This window comes from Streptomyces sp. DT224 (genome assembly GCF_049844595.1).
GTDB lineage: Bacteria > Actinomycetota > Actinomycetes > Streptomycetales > Streptomycetaceae > Streptomyces.
Genome location: NZ_JBNCLI010000001.1, coordinates 697,096 through 714,583 on the forward strand (window position 1 = coordinate 697,096; position 17,488 = coordinate 714,583).

The window sequence follows — 17,488 nt, forward strand, 5'->3', positions numbered from 1 at the left end:
CGAGTGGTGGCGGAGCCGAAGATGTGCGCCACTTGAGATCCACTCACCCATGTCCGATGCCGTGGCCCCGCCCCCAGGGAGGACTTACGTGACCAGTACGCCGCCAGGATCCGGACCGGAGTCCGGGGCCCGCACGGCCCACCCGGACCACCTCGGTCATGTCATCTTCATCACCGCCGCGGCTGCGATGGGCGGCTTCCTCTTCGGCTACGACAGCTCCGTGATCAACGGCGCCGTCGAGGCGATCCGCCACCGTTACGACATCGGCTCGGGAACGCTCGCCCAGGTGATCGCCATCGCGCTCATCGGCTGCGCGATCGGCGCCGCCACGGCCGGCCGGATCGCCGACCGGATCGGGCGCATCCGCTGCATGCAGATCGCCGCCGTCCTGTTCACCATCAGCGCCGTGGGCTCCGCGCTCCCGTTCGCGCTCTGGGACCTGGCGATGTGGCGCATCATCGGCGGCTTCGCGATCGGCATGGCCTCGGTGATCGGTCCCGCCTACATCGCCGAGGTCTCGCCGCCCGCCTACCGGGGCCGTCTCGGCTCCTTCCAGCAGGCCGCGATCGTCATCGGCATCGCCATCTCCCAGCTCGTCAACTACGGCATCCTGCAGATCGCGGACGGCGACCAGCGAGGCAAGATCGGCGGGCTCGAAGCCTGGCAGTGGATGCTCGGCGTGATGGTCGTGCCCGCCGTCCTCTACGGCCTGCTCTCGTTCGCGATCCCCGAGTCGCCGCGCTTCCTGCTCTCCATCGGCAAGCGGGAACGGGCCCGGAAGATCCTCGAAGAGGTCGAGGGCAAGGGTGTCGACCTCGACGCGCGGGTCGAGGAGATCGAGACGGCGATGCGCCGTGAGCACAAGTCCAGCTTCAAGGACCTGCTGGGCAGTCGGTTCGGCTTCCTGCCGATCGTCTGGGTCGGCATCGGCCTCTCCGTGTTCCAGCAGCTCGTCGGTATCAACGTGGCGTTCTACTACTCGGCGACGCTGTGGCAGTCGGTCGGCATCGACCCGACCGACTCCTTCTTCTGGTCGTTCACCACGTCGATCGTCAACATCATCGGTACCGTCATCGCGATGATCCTGGTCGACCGCGTCGGCCGCCGCCCGCTCGCCCTCGTCGGCTCCTGCGGCATGGCCGTCGCCCTCGCCTTCGAGGCGTGGGCCTTCTCCGCCGACCTGGTCGACGGCAAGCTCCCGACGGCCCAGGGCGCGGTCGCCCTCGTCGCCGCCCACGTCTTCGTGCTCTTCTTCGCCCTGTCGTGGGGTGTGGTGGTCTGGGTCTTCCTCGGCGAGATGTTCCCCAACCGCATCCGCGCCGCCGCGCTGGGCGTCGCCGCGTCCGCGCAGTGGATCGCCAACTGGGCGATCACCGCCAGCTTCCCGAGCCTCGCGGACTGGAACCTCTCGGGCACGTACATCATCTACGCCTGCTTCGCGACGCTCTCGATCCCCTTCGTCCTCAAGTTCGTCAAGGAGACCAAGGGCAAGGCGCTGGAGGAGATGGGCTAAGACGTCTCGTCAGGGCGGCCCGGGCGCGGCAGCAGCGCGTACAGGCCGCCCGAGACGAGCGCCGTGGCCGCCCAGCCCAGGCCGCTGCGGCCCGGCCAGGTACCGGCCAGCGGACCGGTGAACCACTCCACGCCGGTGAACAGCAGCCCCACCGCGAGACCCGCGCCCCACGCGGCGACGGCGGGCCAGGCGACGCCTCCCGTGTACCAGTACGCACCAGCCCGGCCGGTGTCCACGAGCGCCACCGGGTCGTAGGCGCGGCCGCGCAGCATGTCCGTGGCGAAGACCCCGATCCACGCCGAGAACGTCACCGCGAGCAGACGCAGGAACGACACGAAGGCGTCGATGAAGCTGCCGGCCACCATCATCAGGAGCGCGCCCAGGAACAGGCTGATCGCCGCGTTCACCCCGACGGCCCAGGCGCGCGGCACGGCGAAGCCGAGGGCCTGCGCGGTGAACCCGGCCGAGTACATCGACAGCGCGTTGATCAGCACCATGCCCGTGACCGCGACGACCAGATACGGGACGGAGAGCCAGGTCGGCAGCAGGACGCCGATGAAGGAGACCGGATCGCGGGTCAGCGCCAGTTCCGGCGTCCGCACCGCCATCACCGCCCCCATCATCACCAGCGGCACCAGCACCACCAGCGCCCCGCCCACCGTCGCCGCGACCATCGCCCGGCCCGGCGCGGAGCGCGGCAGATAGCGGGCGAAGTCCGGGCCGGACGGCGCCCAGCTGATCCCCCCGGCCGTCAGCGTGCCGATGCCCGCGATCACCATCGACACCGGTCCCGCCGGCCGGTCGAGCACCGCGCGCCACGGCACCGCCACGGCCAGATGCGCCAGCACCAGGACGCTGAAGGCGCCGAAGAGGTACGCCGACCAGGTGCAGCCCACCCGCAGCGCCCGCAGCCCCAGCCCCGACAGCAGGAAGCTGCCCGCCACGAACGCCAGCAGCGTCGCCATGATCAGCGCGGGCGTGCTCCGGACCCCGAACAGCACATCGCCCACGGTCAGCAGGGCGTACGCGCCGGTCACCGCGTTCATCGTCTCCCAGCCCCACCGCGCCACCCAGATCAGCGCCCCCGGCGCCAGATTGCCCCGCACGCCGAAGACCGCCCGCGACAGCGCCATGCCGGGGGCACCGCCGCGCTTCCCGGCCAGCGAGACGAAGCCGACCAGGCCGAACGAGATCAGCGGCGCCACCACGGCCGCCACCAGCACCTGCCAGAGACTCAGCCCGTTCAGCACGACGAGCCCCGCGCCCACGGTGAGGAGCAGCACGGTCATGTTGGCCGTGGCCCAGGTGGGGAAGAGGGCGCGGACCCGGCCGGTGCGCTCCTCGTCGGGCACGGGGTCCAGGCCACGGGTCTCCACGACCGGGATCGTACCTTTCCGGCATACCGCGCGTAACGACCACGAGGTCGTGCGGGCCCGCGCCCCTGTGCCGCACCCGTCCCTTCCCCGTTTGCCGGCCCGGGTGACTGATACTGGGTGGGTTATGGAATTCGTCATCCTTGCTGTAGTCATCGCCCTGGTCGCGGTCGGCGTGATCAGCGGGCTCGTGGTCAGCAGCCGCAAGAAGAAGCAGCTGCCCCCGGCACCGTCGAGCACGCCGACCATCACACCTCCCGCCGAGCCCCGTGTCGGCGAGGAGGCCGAAGAGCCGCGCGAGGAATCGCGCCGCACCGTCGAGGACGTCGCGGCCCCGCCCGCCGAGGCCGAGCCGGAGACCGTGGAGCCGGAGGCGCCCGCCGCCCCCGCGCTCGACGTCCCCGAGCCCACCGCCGGCCGGCTCGTCCGGCTGCGGGCCCGCCTCGCCCGTTCGCAGAACACCCTCGGCAAGGGGCTCCTCGCGCTCCTGTCCCGGGACAATCTGGACGAGGACACCTGGGAGGAGATCGAGGACACCCTCCTCACCGCCGACGTCGGCGTCGCCCCCACCCAGGAACTGGTCGAGCGCCTCCGCGAGCGCGTCCGCGTGCTCGGCACCCGCACGCCCGAGGAGCTGCGCAGCCTGCTCCGCGAGGAGCTGCTCGCCCAGCTCGGCACCGACTTCGACCGCGCCGTGAAGACGGAGGGCGGTCTGGAGACCCCCGGGATCGTGATGGTCGTCGGCGTCAACGGCACCGGCAAGACCACCACCACCGGCAAGCTGGCCCGGGTGCTGGTCGCCGACGGCCGCAGCGTCGTGCTCGGCGCGGCCGACACCTTCCGCGCAGCCGCCGCCGACCAGCTCCAGACCTGGGGCGAGCGCGTCGGCGCCCGTACCGTGCGCGGCCCCGAGGGCGGCGACCCGGCGTCCATCGCCTTCGACGCCGTCAAGGAGGGCATCGCCGAGGGCGCCGACGTGGTGCTCATCGACACCGCCGGCCGGCTCCACACCAAGACGGGGCTCATGGACGAGCTGGGCAAGGTCAAGCGGGTCGTGGAGAAGCACGGCCCGCTGGACGAGGTGCTGCTCGTCCTGGACGCCACCACCGGTCAGAACGGCCTGGTGCAGGCGCGGGTCTTCGCCGAGGTGGTCGACATCACCGGCATCGTCCTCACCAAGCTGGACGGCACCGCCAAGGGCGGCATCGTCATCGCCGTCCAGCGCGAGCTGGGCGTCCCGGTCAAGCTCGTCGGACTCGGCGAGGGCCCGGACGACCTGGCCCCGTTCGAGCCGGAGGCGTTCGTGGACGCGCTGATCGGGGACTGACTCCCACCGGACCGCTGCGAAGCCCGGCCGCCGCGTGCGGCCGGGCTTCACGCTGTGCGGACGGTACGCGGCTCAGCCGCAGGGCGCCGCCCACCGGTGGCAGAGGTACGCCAGCGTGCCCAGCAGCAGCCGGGCCTCCGGCGGCGTCGCGCTGTCGGGTCCCGGCGCCCGCAGCCAGCGGACCGGTCCGAGCCCGCCCCGGTCCGAGGGCGGCGCCGTGATGTGGCTCCCCGGGCCGAGCGCCCGCAGATCGAGTCCCGCGTCGTCCCAGCCCATCCGGTACAGCAGCCGGGGCAGCTCGTCGGCGGCCCCCGGCGCGACGAAGAACTGCGCGCGGCCCTGCGGGGTCACCGAGACCGGGCCCAGCGGCAGGCCCATCCGCTCCATCCGGACCAGGGCCCGGCGCCCGGCTCCCTCCGCCACGTCGAGCACGTCGAAGCTCCGGCCCACGGGGAGCATCATCGAGGCGCCCGGCACCTCGGCCCAGGCGCGTGCCGCCGCGTCGAGCGTCGCCCCGGCCGGCACCTCCCGGGCGAACTCCAGGGGATGGGCGCCCGGGGCGGCGCAGCCGGGGGCCCCGCAGGAGCAGACGCCGCCCGCCGCGCGGGCCCCGGGCACCACGGCCCAGCCCCACAGCCCGGTGTACTCCGCCACCTCGGTACCGCCGGCGGCGGCACGGGCGCGACGCCGTGCGCCGGTGCGCATCTCGCGGATTCCGATCGTGAAGCCCATGCCCCCTCCAACGGGTCCCGTGCGCCGGTGGTTACGACGAGGAGCGTGCAACCGTCCGCGCGCCCCCGGACGCTTCCTCACGCCCGTACGAATCGTCCTGTCAAGTGAATCGCGGCCCACGGGGGTGGCGTTCAATCGAAGGGGTGGCGAATGGTGGCGATTACGCAAAGGGCCTCGCGGGGGCCGTGATCGCAGGATTACCGTCGGTACACGAACCGTGGAAGTATGTGCGCCCGTGGGTATGCCGCAGGCAACCCGGTTCTCTGTTCGGTCGGGCCCAACGCCCGTACGGGCGACATGAGTTCGAGGCATTCTGGCAATGCTTCGCGCGAGACGTATTCGGTGGGATGGGGGCTTATCCGTGAGTGGCAGCGGCGCAGGCGAGGCGAACGCCGGCAAGCGCCCGAACGGGCAACTGGGATCGTGGTTCGTGCGCAGCGGCTGGTCGAAGGGCGAGCTGGCACGGCAGGTGAACCGCCGGGCGCGCCAGATGGGTGCCCACCACATCAGCACCGACACGTCCCGGGTGCGGCGCTGGCTGGACGGCGAGCAGCCGCGCGAGCCGATCCCGCGCATCCTGTCCGAGCTGTTCTCCGAGCGTTTCGGCAGCGTCGTCGCGGTCGAGGACCTGGGGCTGCGCACCCCGCACCAGGCACCCTCCGTGGCCGGCGTGGACCTGCCCTGGGCGGGCCCGCAGACCGTCGCCCTGCTCAGCGAGTTCTCGCGGAGCGACCTGATGCTCGCCCGCCGGGGCTTCCTCGGCAGCTCCCTCGCCCTCGCCGCGGGCCCCGCGCTCATCGAGCCCATGCAGCGCTGGCTGGTGCCGGTGGCGGCCGCCCCCGCCGCCGAACCGGAACCCGCCGCCGCCCGCCGTCCGTCGCGCCTCTCCGGCCCCGAGCTGGACCTGCTGGAGTCGACCACCGTGATGTTCCGCCAGTGGGACGCGCAGTGCGGCGGCGGACTGCGCCGCAAGGCCGTCGTCGGCCAGCTCCACGAGGTCACCGACCTGCTCCAGGAGCCCCAGCCCGCCGCCACCTCCAAGCGCCTCTTCCGCTGCGCCGCCGAACTGGCCGAGCTGGCGGGCTGGATGAGCTACGACGTCGGCCTCCAGCCCACCGCCCAGAAGTACTTCGTGCTCGCCCTGCACGCCGCTAAGGAGGCCGGCGACAAACCGCTCGGGTCGTACGTGCTGTCCAGCATGAGCCGGCAGATGATCCACCTCGGCCGCCCCGACGACGCCCTGGAGCTGATCCACCTCGCCCAGTACGGCAGCCGCGACTGCGCGACCCCGCGCACGCAGGCCATGCTGTACGCGATGGAGGCCCGCGCCTACGCCAACATGGGCCAGCCCAGCAAGTGCAAGCGGGCGGTCCGCATGGCCGAGGACACCTTCCTGGACGCCGGGGTCGACGGCGAGCCGGAGCCCGACTGGATCCGCTTCTTCTCCGAGGCCGAGCTCAACGGCGAGAACTCGCACTCGTACCGGGACCTCGCCTATGTGGCCGGCCGCAGCCCCACGTACGCCTCGCTCGCCGAGCCCGTCATGCGGAAGGCGGTCCAGCTCTTCGGCGAGGACGACGAGCACCAGCGCTCCTACGCGCTCAATCTGATCGGCCTCGCCACCGTCCACCTCCTCAAGGGCGAGCCCGAGGCGTCCACCGAGCCGGCCGAACGGGCGCTGCGCGTCGCCAGGAAGGTGCGCTCCGAGCGGGTCAACACCCGGCTCCGCAAGACCGTCGACACCGCTGCCAGGGACTACGGGGACGTGCCCGAGGTCGCCCGGCTCACCGAGCTCCTCATCGAACAGCTGCCCGAGACCGTGGAAACCGTCTAGCGACGGCCACCGGGCCCTCTGACCCCGGCCACGACGATCACCCAGCACAGACCGACTTCGGCTCCCCCCATTGCCAGGTCAACGGGTGATCGCCGTGGCCGGTTCGTGTGGTCGTTCCCCCGCCGGAGCGTCGTAACCGCACCGTATGCGGCCCGGGCCGCAGAGTGGGCGCGAGCGCGGGTACGGCATGCGCGGTTCATGGGGACGTAACACGTCGCTTCCCTTCGTCACTGCGGCGAAACATCACGGCGCACCGGCCGAAACGGCACTGGGCGAACCTCATGGCGCATAACCGGCCCGCACCTTTCCCCAGTGGTCCCGCAGTGGTTGTGCCCCCACCGCCCGCACGCGGCCGCACCGACGACGAGGAGACGCCGATGCCCCCAGGCATCACGACGCTTGCCGCAGACACCCCGACGCTGTCTGCCGCCAACACCGGCTTCATGCTCATCTGCTCGGCCCTGGTGATGCTCATGACCCCGGCCCTCGCCTTCTTCTACGGAGGCATGGTCCGCGTCAAGAGCACTCTCAACATGCTGATGATGAGCTTCATCAGCCTCGGGATCGTCACGGTCCTGTGGGTGCTGTACGGCTTCAGCCTCGCCTTCGGGACCGACGCCGGATCGGTCATCGGCTGGAGCCAGGACTTCCTCGGCCTCAGCGGGATCGGCGTCACGGAACTCTGGGACGGCTACACCATCCCGGTCTACGTCTTCGCCGTGTTCCAGCTGATGTTCGCCGTCCTCACGCCCGCGCTGATCAGCGGTGCCCTCGCCGACCGCGTCAAGTTCACCTCCTGGGCCCTGTTCATCACGCTGTGGGTCACCGTCGTCTACTTCCCGGTCGCGCACTGGGTGTGGGGCGCCGGCGGCTGGCTGTTCGAACTCGGCGTCATCGACTTCGCCGGCGGTACGGCCGTCCACATCAACGCGGGTGCCGCCGCCCTCGGCGTGATCCTGGTGATCGGCAAGCGCGTCGGCTTCAAGAAGGACCCGATGCGGCCGCACAGCCTGCCGCTCGTCATGCTCGGCGCCGGTCTCCTCTGGTTCGGCTGGTTCGGCTTCAACGCCGGCTCCTGGCTCGGCAACGACGACGGCGTGGGCGCGGTCATGTTCGTCAACACCCAGGTCGCCACCGCCGCCGCGATGCTCGCCTGGCTCGCCTACGAGAAGATCCGCCACGGCGCCTTCACCACCCTGGGTGCCGCGTCCGGCGCGGTCGCCGGACTCGTCGCCATCACCCCGGCCGGCGGCGCGGTCAGCCCGCTCGGCGCCATCGCGGTCGGCGCCATCGCCGGTGTGCTGTGCGCCATGGCCGTCGGCCTCAAGTACAAGTTCGGCTACGACGACTCCCTCGACGTCGTCGGCGTCCACCTCGTCGGCGGCATCATCGGCTCCCTGCTCGTCGGCCTCTTCGCCACCGGAGGCGTCCAGTCCGACGCCAAGGGCCTCTTCTACGGCGGCGGCCTCGACCAGCTCGGCAAGCAGGCCGTCGGCGTCTTCGCGGTCCTGGCGTACTCTCTCGTCGTCTCCGCGCTCCTCGCCTTCCTGGTCGACAAGATCCTCGGAATGCGCGTGGACGAGGACGCCGAGATCTCCGGTATCGACCAGGTCGAGCACGCCGAGACCGCGTACGACTTCAGCGGCGCCGGCGGCGGCGCGGCCTCCCGTACCGCCGCCCCCGCCCCCGGCCCGGCCGCCCCGACGAACAAGAAGGTGGACGCATGAAGCTCATCACCGCAGTCGTGAAGCCCCACCGCCTCGACGAGATCAAGGAAGCCCTCCAGGCCTTCGGCGTCCAGGGCCTCACCGTCACCGAGGCCAGCGGCTACGGACGTCAGCGCGGCCACACCGAGGTCTACCGGGGCGCCGAGTACACCGTCGACCTCGTCCCCAAGATCCGCATCGAGGTCCTGGTCGAGGACGAGGACGCCGAACAGCTCATCGACGTCGTCGTCAAGGCGGCCCGCACCGGAAAGATCGGCGACGGCAAGGTCTGGACCGTCCCCGTCGAGACCGCCGTCAGGGTCCGTACGGGCGAACGCGGCCCGGACGCCCTCTGACCGGCCCCCGCCGACTGTTTCGCACGGTTCCGCACACGGAAAGGGCAGCTGGGTGACGAGCACCGAAGCGACCACCGAATCCGAGGACTCGCGCCCCAGCGGCTACGCGGCGGCCCGGCTGCGCCTTCTCCAGGAGAAGGAGCGGCCCGGGCCGCCGCGCCGTGCGGCCCTCGCCGCCCTCACCGACGACTGGCTCACCGCCCTGTTCACCGGCGCCGCCCGGCACGCCGGGGTCCGGGGCGCCGCCCTCGTCGCCGTCGGCGGCTACGGCCGGGGCGAACTCTCCCCGCGCAGCGACCTCGACCTCCTCCTGCTGCACGACGGCACCGCCGACCCCGCGGCCGTCGCCGCCCTCGCCGACCGGATCTGGTACCCCGTCTGGGACCTGGGCCTCGCCCTCGACCACTCCGTACGCACCCCCGCCGAAGCCCGGAAGACCGCCGCCGACGACCTCAAGGTCCAGCTCGGACTGCTGGACGCCCGCCCCGTCGCCGGCGACCTCGGCCTCGTCGCGTCCCTGCGCACCGCGATCCTCGCCGACTGGCGCAACCAGGCGCCCAAGCGCCTGCCCGACCTCCACGACCTCTGCCGCGAACGCGCCGAACGCCACGGCGAACTCCGGTTCCTCCTCGAACCCGACCTCAAGGAGGCCCGCGGCGGTCTCCGCGACGTCACCGCCCTGCGCGCCGTCGCCGCCTCCTGGGTCGCCGACGCCCCCCGCGAAGGACTCGCCGAGGCCCGCCGCACCCTCCTCGACGCCCGCGACGCCCTCCACCTCACCACCGGCCGGGCCACCGACCGCCTCGCCCTCCAGGAACAGGACCAGGTCGCCCAGGCCCTCGGCCTCCTCGACGCCGACGCCCTGCTCCGCCAGGTCTACGAGGCCGCCCGCACCGTCTCGTACGCCACCGACGTCACCTGGCGCGAGGTCGACCGGGTCCTGCGCGCCCGCTCCGCCCGGCCCCGGCTGCGCGCCCTGCTCGGCGGCGGCCGGACCCCGGCCCCCGAGCGGACCCCGCTCGCCGACGGCGTCGTGGAGGCCGACGGCGAGGCCGTCCTCGCCCGCACCGCCCGGCCCGAACGTGATCCGGTGCTCGTCCTGCGCGCCGCCGCCGCGGCCGCCCAGTCCGGACTGCCGCTCTCCCGCCATGTCGTACGCCACCTCGCCACCACCGCCCAGCCGCTCCCGGTGCCCTGGCCGGCCGACGCCCGCGAGGAGCTGGTCACCCTCCTCGGCGCGGGCGAGGCCACCATCCCCGTCTGGGAGGCCCTGGAGGCCGAAGGGCTGATCACCCGCCTCCTGCCCGACTGGGAACGCGTGCACTGCCGCCCCCAGCGCAACCCCGTCCACACCTGGACCGTCGACCGCCACCTGGTCGAGACGGCCGTCCGCGCCGCCTCGCTCACCCGCCGCGTCGGCCGCCCCGACCTCCTCCTGGTCGCCGCCCTGCTGCACGACATCGGCAAGGGCTGGCCCGGCGACCACTCCGTCGCCGGCGAGGTCATCGCCCGCGACATGGCCGCCCGCATCGGCTTCGACCAGCACGACGTGGGCGTCGTCGCCGCCCTCGTACGCCACCACCTCCTGCTCATCGAGACCGCCACCCGGCGCGACCTGGACGACCCCGCCACCGTCCGCGCCGTCGCCGACGCCGTCGGCAGCACCGCGACCCTGGAGCTGCTGCACGCCCTCACCGAGGCAGACGCCCTGGCCACCGGGCCCGCCGCCTGGTCCGCCTGGCGCGCCTCCCTCGTCACCGCCCTCGTCGAACGCGTCGCCCAGGTCCTGGCGGGGGAAGCACCCGAGGAGCCCGAGCCCGCCGCCCCGAGCGCCGAGCAGGAACGCCTCGCGATCGAGGCGCTGCGCACCGGCACCCCCGTCCTCGCCCTGCACACCAGGCCCGAGACCCCGCACGAGGCGGACGGCCCCGAACCCGTCGGCGTCGAACTCCTCATCGCGCTCCGCGACCGGCCCGGCGTGCTGCCCGCCGCCGCCGGCGTCCTCGCCCTGCACCGCCTCACCGTCCGCGCCGCCGACCTGCGCGCCGTGGAACTGCCCACGGAGCTGGGGGACTCCGCAGACCTGCTGCTGCTCAGCTGGCGGGTGGCCGCCGAATACGGCGCGCTGCCCCGGGCGGACCGGCTGCGCGCCGACCTCGTACGCGCCCTGGACGGCACCCTGGACATCCCCGCCCGCCTCGCCGAGCGCGAGGCGGCCTACCCCCGGCGGCGCGGTCTGAAGGCGCCGCCGCCCCGGGTGACGGTCGCCCCGGCGGGCTCCCGGCTCGCCACGGTGATCGAGGTCCGCGCGCAGGACGCCCCCGGGCTGCTGCACCGCATCGGGCACGCGCTGGAGCGGAGCGCGGTACGGGTGCGGAGCGCCCATGTGTCGACGCTGGGGGCGAACGCGGTGGACACGGTCTACGTCACGCGTGAGGACGGCACACCGCTGGCCGACGCGGAGGCCGCCGCGCTGGCCAGGGCGTTGGAGGACGCCCTGCAGTGAGCCGTGACCGGCCGCGGGCCACGTCGTTGCTCGAGAAGAGAATGGTTCCCTCGGGTCAGAGGGATGGCCCGGCATCCACTGCCTTCGCGCCCCGTGTCGACACGTGCTCCCCACCGCTGCGGGGATCCCAGCCCTTGCAGGTCGAATGCGACCGGCAAGGGCTGGCGTTTGCGTGGGCCAGATACCCTAGGCAGCGAAGCTACCCGCCCCCGACCCTGAGGACCGACGAGCGCCGTGTTCGATACTCTCTCCGACCGCCTTGCCGCGACTTTCAAGAACCTCCGGGGCAAGGGCCGCTTGTCCGAGGCGGACATCGACGCCACGGCTCGCGAGATCCGTATCGCCCTGCTCGAAGCGGACGTGGCGCTGCCCGTCGTCCGGTCCTTCATCGCCAACGTCAAGGAGCGGGCGCGCGGCGCCGAGGTCTCCCAGGCGTTGAACCCGGCCCAGCAGGTCGTCAAGATCGTCAACGAGGAGCTCGTCTCCATCCTCGGCGGCGAGACCCGGCGGCTGCGGTTCGCCAAGAACCCGCCCACCGTGATCATGCTCGCCGGTCTCCAGGGTGCCGGTAAGACGACCCTCGCCGGAAAGCTCGGCCTCTGGCTCAAGGGCCAGGGCCACTCCCCGCTGCTCGTCGCCTGCGACCTCCAGCGCCCCAACGCCGTCAACCAGCTGAGCGTCGTCGCCGACCGCGCCGGTGTCGCGGTGTACGCCCCCGAGCCGGGCAACGGCGTCGGCGACCCGGTCCAGGTCGCCAAGGACTCCATCGAGCACGCCCGGACCAAGCAGTACGACGTCGTGATCGTGGACACCGCCGGCCGCCTCGGCATCGACCAGGAGCTGATGCAGCAGGCCGCGGACATCCGCGACGCCGTCAGCCCGGACGAGATCCTGTTCGTGGTCGACGCGATGATCGGTCAGGACGCGGTCAACACCGCCGAGGCGTTCCGCGACGGCGTCGGCTTCGACGGCGTGGTGCTCTCCAAGCTCGACGGTGACGCCCGCGGTGGTGCCGCCCTGTCGATCGCCCACGTCACGGGCAAGCAGATCATGTTCGCGTCGAACGGCGAGAAGCTGGACGACTTCGACGCGTTCCACCCGGACCGCATGGCGTCCCGGATCCTCGACATGGGTGACCTGCTCACCCTGATCGAGCAGGCGGAGAAGACCTTCAGCCAGGAAGAGGCCGCCAAGATGGCCTCCAAGCTGGCGTCCAGCAAGGGCAAGGACTTCACGTTCGACGACTTCCTGGCCCAGATGGAGCAGGTCAGGAAGATGGGCTCCATCTCCAAGCTGCTCGGCATGCTGCCCGGCATGGGGCAGATCAAGGACCAGATCAACAACATCGACGAGCGCGACATCGACCGCATGGCCGCGATCATCAAGTCGATGACCCCGAAGGAGCGCGCCGACCCGACGATCATCAACGGCTCGCGCCGGGCCCGGATCGCCAAGGGCTCCGGCTCCGAGGTCTCCGCCGTCAAGGGACTGGTCGAGCGGTTCTTCGAGGCCCGCAAGATGATGTCGAAGATGGCGCAGGGCGGCGGCATGCCGGGGATGCCCGGGATGCCGGGCATGGGCGGCGGTCCGGGCCGGCAGAAGAAGCAGGTCAAGCAGGCCAAGGGCAAGCGCAAGAGCGGCAACCCGATGAAGCGCAAGGCCGAGGAGCAGGCCGCGGCCGCCCGCCGCGAGGCGGCCCAGAACGGCGTCCCCGGTTTGCCGGCCGGCCAGGACGCGCAGAACTTCGAGCTGCCGGACGAGTTCAAGAAGTTCATGGGCTGACGGCCCACGTCATGCCGGAGGGGCGCCCACCGTCCGTGGTGGCCGCCCCTCCGGCGTACGTTCACGTCGTGCAGACCAGGTACCGGAACACGTTGGACATCCACACCGTGCCGTCCGGGCGCCGGTGCGGGTGCAGGGCCTCGGTGAGCTCCTTCTCCACCTGCCACCGGTCCGTCGCCCGGACCGCCGCCTCGAACAGCCGGGTCGACAGCAGGCCGCGTACCGCGCTGTCCATGTCCGCGTAGCCGAACGGGCAGGCCACCCGGCCGGAGCCGTCCGGCCGCAGCCCGGACCGGAAGGCCACGTCCTCCAGATCGTCGCGGCGCGGCCCGCGCCAGCCGCCGCCCGGTCCGCGCCCGTCGTCGGCGAGCCGCCCGGCCACCCGGAGCACCGCCTCCGTCGCGCACCGCTCCGGCGGGCCCCAGCCGGTCAGCACGACCGTGGCACGCCGGTCCGCCGAGGGGACGGCGGTCGCCAGCGCCCGCACGAGATCCTCGCCGTCGTCCGCCTCGCAGCCGATCGGGGTGAACGCGGTGATCAGGTTGTGCGGTCCGCCGTCCGCCGCGGCGGCGACGCTGTCCGTGAGCAGCGGGGCGCCGGCCGGCGCCCCGCGGTCCTCCGGGGCGGGCAGCAGCCGGGCCCGGGCGAGGGCGAGCCGGTCCGGGTCGGTGTCCACGCCGGTGACCCCGGCACCCCGGCCCACGGCCATCAGCAGCGCCAGGCCGGAGCCGCAGCCGAGCGAGAGCATCCGCGTGGCGGCTCCCACCTCCAGCCGCGTGTACACCGCTTCGTACAGCGGTGCCAGCATGCGTTCCTGGATCTCCGCCCAGTCGCGGGCGCGGGAGGCGCCGTCCGCGGGGGCGGACGACTCCGTGTGCCGGTGGTGCCGAACGAGCGTTGGTGTCATGGAATGCGCCCCAATCCGCCGAGGTTGCCGGTTCTGCCGATCGGTCGTGCCCGAGTGGACGGCCGTGCCGTCCGTGACGCGCGCTTCCCCCGTATGCCAGAGAACTGCGCATCCGGCGCCGCGTCCAGAGGTCTGCGGGGCATGGTTGTCCGCACTGCCGTCCGGCGCACGACGGCACCGGCGCACCCGGACGGCGGGGACGCCCCGGGGGGCCCGTCCCGTCCTCTGCCGGTCCCAGTCTCACCCGGCGCGCCGGTGGAGGCACGTCGAGCACGTCAGGGCGGTGCGGCTACCCTCGGGCCCTGCGTCCGCGCTCGGAGGGGGCGCGTACCGCGTCTACGCGCGCAGGCGTACGCGCCGCTACGTACCGGCTTGGTGCGAGCTGTGCGGCTTCTCCGCAGATCAGCGCACCCGCCCTCGTCGCGACGCATGAAGGTCAACCGACTGGTACGTGCAAATTATTTGGGATGGCCCGGAATCGGAACACCGAGGGCCCCGCGCTCGTTGGTCACGACGTGAGCACGACACCACCTGTACTTGCCGCAGAGCTGGCGCAGGCGTGGGCCGACATTCAGCGGTACCACCCCGAGCTGCCCGATCTCGCCGCACCCGAGTCCCTGATCGGAGAGTCCTCGTCCGCCTGTGGCGCCGAACTCTCCTTCGAGCGACTGCTCCACGAGGCAGTCCACGGCATCGCCGCCGCCCGAGGTGTCCGCGACACCTCGCGCGCCGGCCGTTATCACAACCGACGATTCCTGGCGATCGCCGAGGAGCTGGGCCTCGACCATGCCGAGGAGCCCCATCCCAGCAGCGGCTTCTCGCTGGTCACGCTCAACCCCGAGGCCAAGCGCCGCTACCGGCCGACGACGGAACGGCTTCAGCGCGCCCTCAAGGCGCACACCGTGGCCACCGCCGCCGACACCAAGCGCTCCTTCCGCGGCCCGGCCGCCCGGCACGGCTCCTCCGGAGGGGGCGTGCGGGTCAAGGCCGTCTGCGACTGCGGCCGCAACGTGCGCGTGGTCCCCTCGGTCCTCGCCCAGGCGCCGATCGTCTGCGGCGGCTGCGGGAAGCCGTTCAGGATCCCGGAGACCGCGGTCGCGGTGGGGTGAGCCGATGGGGTGTGGCACAATGGCTAGCTGTACTCGACAGTCGCACAGGACCCCTCTCTCCTCCGGCTGACGCGTCCGTCGGGCACCCGAGTACCGCAACCCCACGTGGCATCTTCGTTGTGCCCAACCACGTCATAGACCAGGAGACACCACTTCCGTGGCAGTCAAGATCAAGCTGAAGCGTCTGGGCAAGATCCGTTCGCCTCACTACCGCATCGTCGTCGCCGACTCCCGTACCCGCCGTGACGGCCGGGCCATCGAGGAGATCGGCCTGTACCACCCGGTGCAGAACCCGTCGCGCATCGAGGTCAACTCGGAGCGTGCGCAGTACTGGCTGTCCGTCGGCGCCCAGCCGACCGAGCCGGTTCTCGCGATCCTGAAGCTCACCGGCGACTGGCAGGCACACAAGGGCCTCCCGGCCCCCGCGCCGCTGCTGCAGCCGGAGCCCAAGGCCGACAAGCGCGCCCTGTTCGAGGCTCTCGCCGGCGACGGTGAGGAGTCGAAGGGCGAGGCCATCACGCCGAAGGCGAAGAAGGCCGACAAGAAGGCGGACGAGGCTGCTGCCGCCTCCGCCGAGTCGACCGAGGCCTGAGCATGCTCGAGGAGGCTCTCGAGCACCTCGTGAAAGGCATCGTCGACAACCCCGACGATGTGCAGGTCGCCTCGCGCAACCTGCGCCGCGGCCGCGTGCTGGAGGTCCGGGTCCACCCCGATGACCTCGGCAAGGTGATCGGCCGCAACGGCCGCACCGCCCGCGCGCTGCGTACCGTCGTGGGCGCCATCGGCGGCCGTGGCATCCGTGTCGACCTCGTCGATGTGGACCAGGTTCGCTGACAGAGTTGAACACCGGCACGGGCCGGGGAGGGCCGAGCGCCCGCCCCGGCCCGTCGTCGTACGACAGGAGAGACACAAGGTGCAGTTGGTAGTCGCGCGGATCGGTCGCGCCCACGGCATCAAGGGCGAGGTCACCGTCGAGGTGCGCACGGACGAGCCGGAGCTGCGGCTCGCGCCAGGCGCCGTCCTGGCCACCGACCCCGCCACGGCGGGCCCGCTGACGATCGAGACCGGCCGGGTGCACAGCGGCAGGCTGCTGCTGCGCTTCGAGGGCGTCAAGGACCGTACGGGCGCCGAGGCGCTGCGCAACACCCTGCTGATCGCCGACGTCGACCCGGCGGAGCTCCCCGAGGACCCCGAGGAGTTCTACGACCACCAGCTGATGGACCTGGACGTGGTCCTCGCCGACGGCACCGCGATCGGGCGGATCACCGAGATCACGCACCTGCCCTCGCAGGACCTCTTCATCGTGGAGCGGCCGGACGGCAGCGAGGTGATGATCCCGTTCGTGGAGGAGATCGTCGCCGAGATCGACCTGGAGGAGCAGCGCGCGGTGATCACCCCGCCGCCCGGCCTGATCGACGCGAGCGAGGCGGTCGTCGCCTCCGCGCGCGAGGAGGAGACCGGGACCGAGGGCTCCGCGCCGAAGGCCGGGGACGCCTGATGCGGCTCGACGTCGTCACGATCTTCCCCGAGTACCTGGAACCGCTGAACGTCTCCCTGGTCGGCAAGGCCCGTGCGGCCGGCCGCCTCGACGTCCATGTGCACGACCTCCGCGACTGGACGTACGACCGGCACAACACCGTGGACGACACCCCGTACGGCGGTGGCCCCGGCATGGTCATGAAGACCGAGCCGTGGGGCGAGGCCCTGGACGAGGCCCTGGCGGACGGATACGAGGCCGGCGCGCACTCCCCGGTCCTCGTGGTGCCCACGCCGAGCGGCCGGCCGTTCACCCAGGAACTCGCCGTCGAGCTCTCCGAGCGGCCCTGGCTGGTCTTCACCCCGGCCCGCTACGAGGGCATCGACCGGCGCGTGACCGAGGAGTACGGCACCCGGATGCGGGTGGTCGAGGTGTCCATCGGCGATTACGTGCTGGCGGGCGGGGAAGCCGCGGTGCTGGTGATCACCGAGGCGGTGGCCCGGCTGCTGCCCGGCGTCCTCGGTAACGCGGCCTCCCACCAGGACGACTCCTTCGCCCCCGGCGCGATGGCCAATCTGCTGGAGGGCCCGGTCTACACCAAGCCGCCCGAGTGGCGCGGCCGGGGTATTCCCGATGTGCTGCTCAGCGGCCACCACGGACGGATCGCCCGCTGGCGGCGGGACGAGGCGCTGCGGCGTACGGCCGCCAACCGGCCCGATCTGATCGAGCGGTGCGAGGCGTCCGCCTTCGACAAGAAGGACCGGGAGATGCTCTCCATCCTCGGCTGGTCCCCGGAGCCGGGTGGCCGATTTTGGCGCAGGCCCGAGGCCGTGGAAGAATAGGCCGCTGCTGTCCGTCCGGCGTGC

15 protein-coding genes are annotated in these 17,488 nt (G+C 72.3%); 12 read left to right on the plus strand and 3 right to left on the minus strand.

Annotated features, from left to right (window positions below; translation table 11 throughout):
• Positions 1 to 49: 49 nt before the first annotated feature.
• Entirely contained in the window at positions 50 to 1,513 is a 1,464-nt protein-coding gene (locus ACLQ2N_RS03315) for a sugar porter family MFS transporter (protein ID WP_425808774.1), read from the plus strand.
• Here the strand turns inward: ACLQ2N_RS03315 and ACLQ2N_RS03320 are convergent.
• On the minus strand, positions 1,510 to 2,889 hold the full coding sequence (locus ACLQ2N_RS03320; protein ID WP_425808776.1) for a purine-cytosine permease family protein: 1,380 nt from the start codon (positions 2,887 to 2,889) through the stop codon (positions 1,510 to 1,512). The genes ACLQ2N_RS03315 and ACLQ2N_RS03320 overlap by 4 nt on opposite strands.
• A 124-nt stretch (positions 2,890 to 3,013) precedes the next feature.
• Between ACLQ2N_RS03320 and ftsY the strand changes: the two genes are divergently transcribed.
• Entirely contained in the window at positions 3,014 to 4,213 is a 1,200-nt protein-coding gene (ftsY, locus tag ACLQ2N_RS03325; RefSeq protein WP_425808778.1) for a signal recognition particle-docking protein FtsY, read from the plus strand.
• A 72-nt stretch (positions 4,214 to 4,285) separates the two neighbouring features.
• Here the strand turns inward: ftsY and ACLQ2N_RS03330 are convergent, their stop codons facing one another.
• Positions 4,286 to 4,945 carry a bifunctional DNA primase/polymerase gene (locus tag ACLQ2N_RS03330; protein WP_425808780.1) on the minus strand — a complete coding sequence of 220 codons (660 nt, stop codon included), beginning with the start codon at positions 4,943 to 4,945 and terminating at the stop codon, positions 4,286 to 4,288.
• Positions 4,946 to 5,306: 361 nt separating this feature from the next.
• On the opposite strand from ACLQ2N_RS03330, the gene ACLQ2N_RS03335 reads away from it, so the two are divergent.
• The 5 genes from ACLQ2N_RS03335 to ffh all read left to right on the plus strand — a co-directional run bounded on the left by ACLQ2N_RS03335 (position 5,307) and on the right by ffh (position 13,129).
• Entirely contained in the window at positions 5,307 to 6,779 is a 1,473-nt protein-coding gene (locus ACLQ2N_RS03335) for a hypothetical protein (protein WP_425808782.1), read from the plus strand.
• A gap of 377 nt (positions 6,780 to 7,156) precedes the next feature.
• On the plus strand, positions 7,157 to 8,506 hold the full coding sequence (locus tag ACLQ2N_RS03340) for an ammonium transporter (protein WP_425808784.1): 1,350 nt from the start codon (positions 7,157 to 7,159) through the stop codon (positions 8,504 to 8,506).
• Positions 8,503 to 8,841: a P-II family nitrogen regulator gene (locus ACLQ2N_RS03345; RefSeq protein ID WP_425808786.1), complete on the plus strand. Its 339-nt coding sequence runs from the start codon at positions 8,503 to 8,505 to the stop codon at positions 8,839 to 8,841. The genes ACLQ2N_RS03340 and ACLQ2N_RS03345 overlap by 4 nt, the downstream gene beginning before the upstream one ends.
• 52 nt (positions 8,842 to 8,893) lie before the next feature.
• The gene (locus ACLQ2N_RS03350) at positions 8,894 to 11,347 is read left to right on the plus strand and encodes a [protein-PII] uridylyltransferase (RefSeq protein WP_425808788.1); all 2,454 of its coding nucleotides are present in this window, start codon (positions 8,894 to 8,896) and stop codon (positions 11,345 to 11,347) included.
• A gap of 234 nt (positions 11,348 to 11,581) precedes the next feature.
• Positions 11,582 to 13,129, plus strand: a complete 1,548-nt coding sequence (gene ffh, locus ACLQ2N_RS03355) for a signal recognition particle protein (RefSeq protein WP_425808790.1) — start codon at positions 11,582 to 11,584, stop codon at positions 13,127 to 13,129.
• 61 nt (positions 13,130 to 13,190) lie between these two features.
• Here the strand turns inward: ffh and ACLQ2N_RS03360 are convergent, their stop codons facing one another.
• Positions 13,191 to 14,036 (minus strand): SAM-dependent methyltransferase, encoded by an 846-nt coding sequence (locus ACLQ2N_RS03360; RefSeq protein ID WP_425808792.1) that lies wholly within the window; start codon positions 14,034 to 14,036, stop codon positions 13,191 to 13,193.
• Positions 14,037 to 14,551: 515 nt separating this feature from the next.
• On the opposite strand from ACLQ2N_RS03360, the gene ACLQ2N_RS03365 reads away from it, so the two are divergent.
• The 5 genes from ACLQ2N_RS03365 to trmD all read left to right on the plus strand — a co-directional run bounded on the left by ACLQ2N_RS03365 (position 14,552) and on the right by trmD (position 17,464).
• Positions 14,552 to 15,145: a hypothetical protein gene (locus ACLQ2N_RS03365; RefSeq protein WP_018521397.1), complete on the plus strand. Its 594-nt coding sequence runs from the start codon at positions 14,552 to 14,554 to the stop codon at positions 15,143 to 15,145.
• 157 nt (positions 15,146 to 15,302) lie between these two features.
• Positions 15,303 to 15,737 carry a 30S ribosomal protein S16 gene (gene rpsP, locus ACLQ2N_RS03370; protein ID WP_164400952.1) on the plus strand — a complete coding sequence of 145 codons (435 nt, stop codon included), beginning with the start codon at positions 15,303 to 15,305 and terminating at the stop codon, positions 15,735 to 15,737.
• A gap of 2 nt (positions 15,738 to 15,739) precedes the next feature.
• The gene (locus tag ACLQ2N_RS03375) at positions 15,740 to 15,979 is read left to right on the plus strand and encodes an RNA-binding protein (protein WP_005311361.1); all 240 of its coding nucleotides are present in this window, start codon (positions 15,740 to 15,742) and stop codon (positions 15,977 to 15,979) included.
• A gap of 79 nt (positions 15,980 to 16,058) precedes the next feature.
• Complete coding sequence (rimM, locus tag ACLQ2N_RS03380; RefSeq protein WP_425808795.1) at positions 16,059 to 16,643, plus strand: ribosome maturation factor RimM; 585 nt, start codon at positions 16,059 to 16,061, stop codon at positions 16,641 to 16,643.
• Positions 16,643 to 17,464, plus strand: coding sequence for a tRNA (guanosine(37)-N1)-methyltransferase TrmD (trmD, locus tag ACLQ2N_RS03385; RefSeq protein ID WP_425808797.1), 822 nt, complete (start codon positions 16,643 to 16,645; stop codon positions 17,462 to 17,464). Before rimM ends, trmD begins: the two co-directional genes overlap by 1 nt.
• Positions 17,465 to 17,488: the final 24 nt, after the last annotated feature.

Excerpts from the sequence above, each read along its gene's own strand:
- ACLQ2N_RS03360 (WP_425808792.1), bottom strand. The coding sequence starts at position 14,036 with ATGACACCAACGCTCGTTCGGCACCACCGGCACACGGAGTCGTCCGCC.
- ftsY (WP_425808778.1), top strand. The coding sequence starts at position 3,014 with ATGGAATTCGTCATCCTTGCTGTAGTCATCGCCCTGGTCGCGGTCGGC.
- ACLQ2N_RS03375 (WP_005311361.1), top strand. The coding sequence starts at position 15,740 with ATGCTCGAGGAGGCTCTCGAGCACCTCGTGAAAGGCATCGTCGACAAC.
- ACLQ2N_RS03340 (WP_425808784.1), top strand. The coding sequence starts at position 7,157 with ATGCCCCCAGGCATCACGACGCTTGCCGCAGACACCCCGACGCTGTCT.
- ACLQ2N_RS03345 (WP_425808786.1), top strand. The coding sequence starts at position 8,503 with ATGAAGCTCATCACCGCAGTCGTGAAGCCCCACCGCCTCGACGAGATC.
- ACLQ2N_RS03330 (WP_425808780.1), bottom strand. The coding sequence starts at position 4,945 with ATGGGCTTCACGATCGGAATCCGCGAGATGCGCACCGGCGCACGGCGT.
- ACLQ2N_RS03315 (WP_425808774.1), top strand. The coding sequence starts at position 50 with ATGTCCGATGCCGTGGCCCCGCCCCCAGGGAGGACTTACGTGACCAGT.
- trmD (WP_425808797.1), top strand. The coding sequence starts at position 16,643 with ATGCGGCTCGACGTCGTCACGATCTTCCCCGAGTACCTGGAACCGCTG.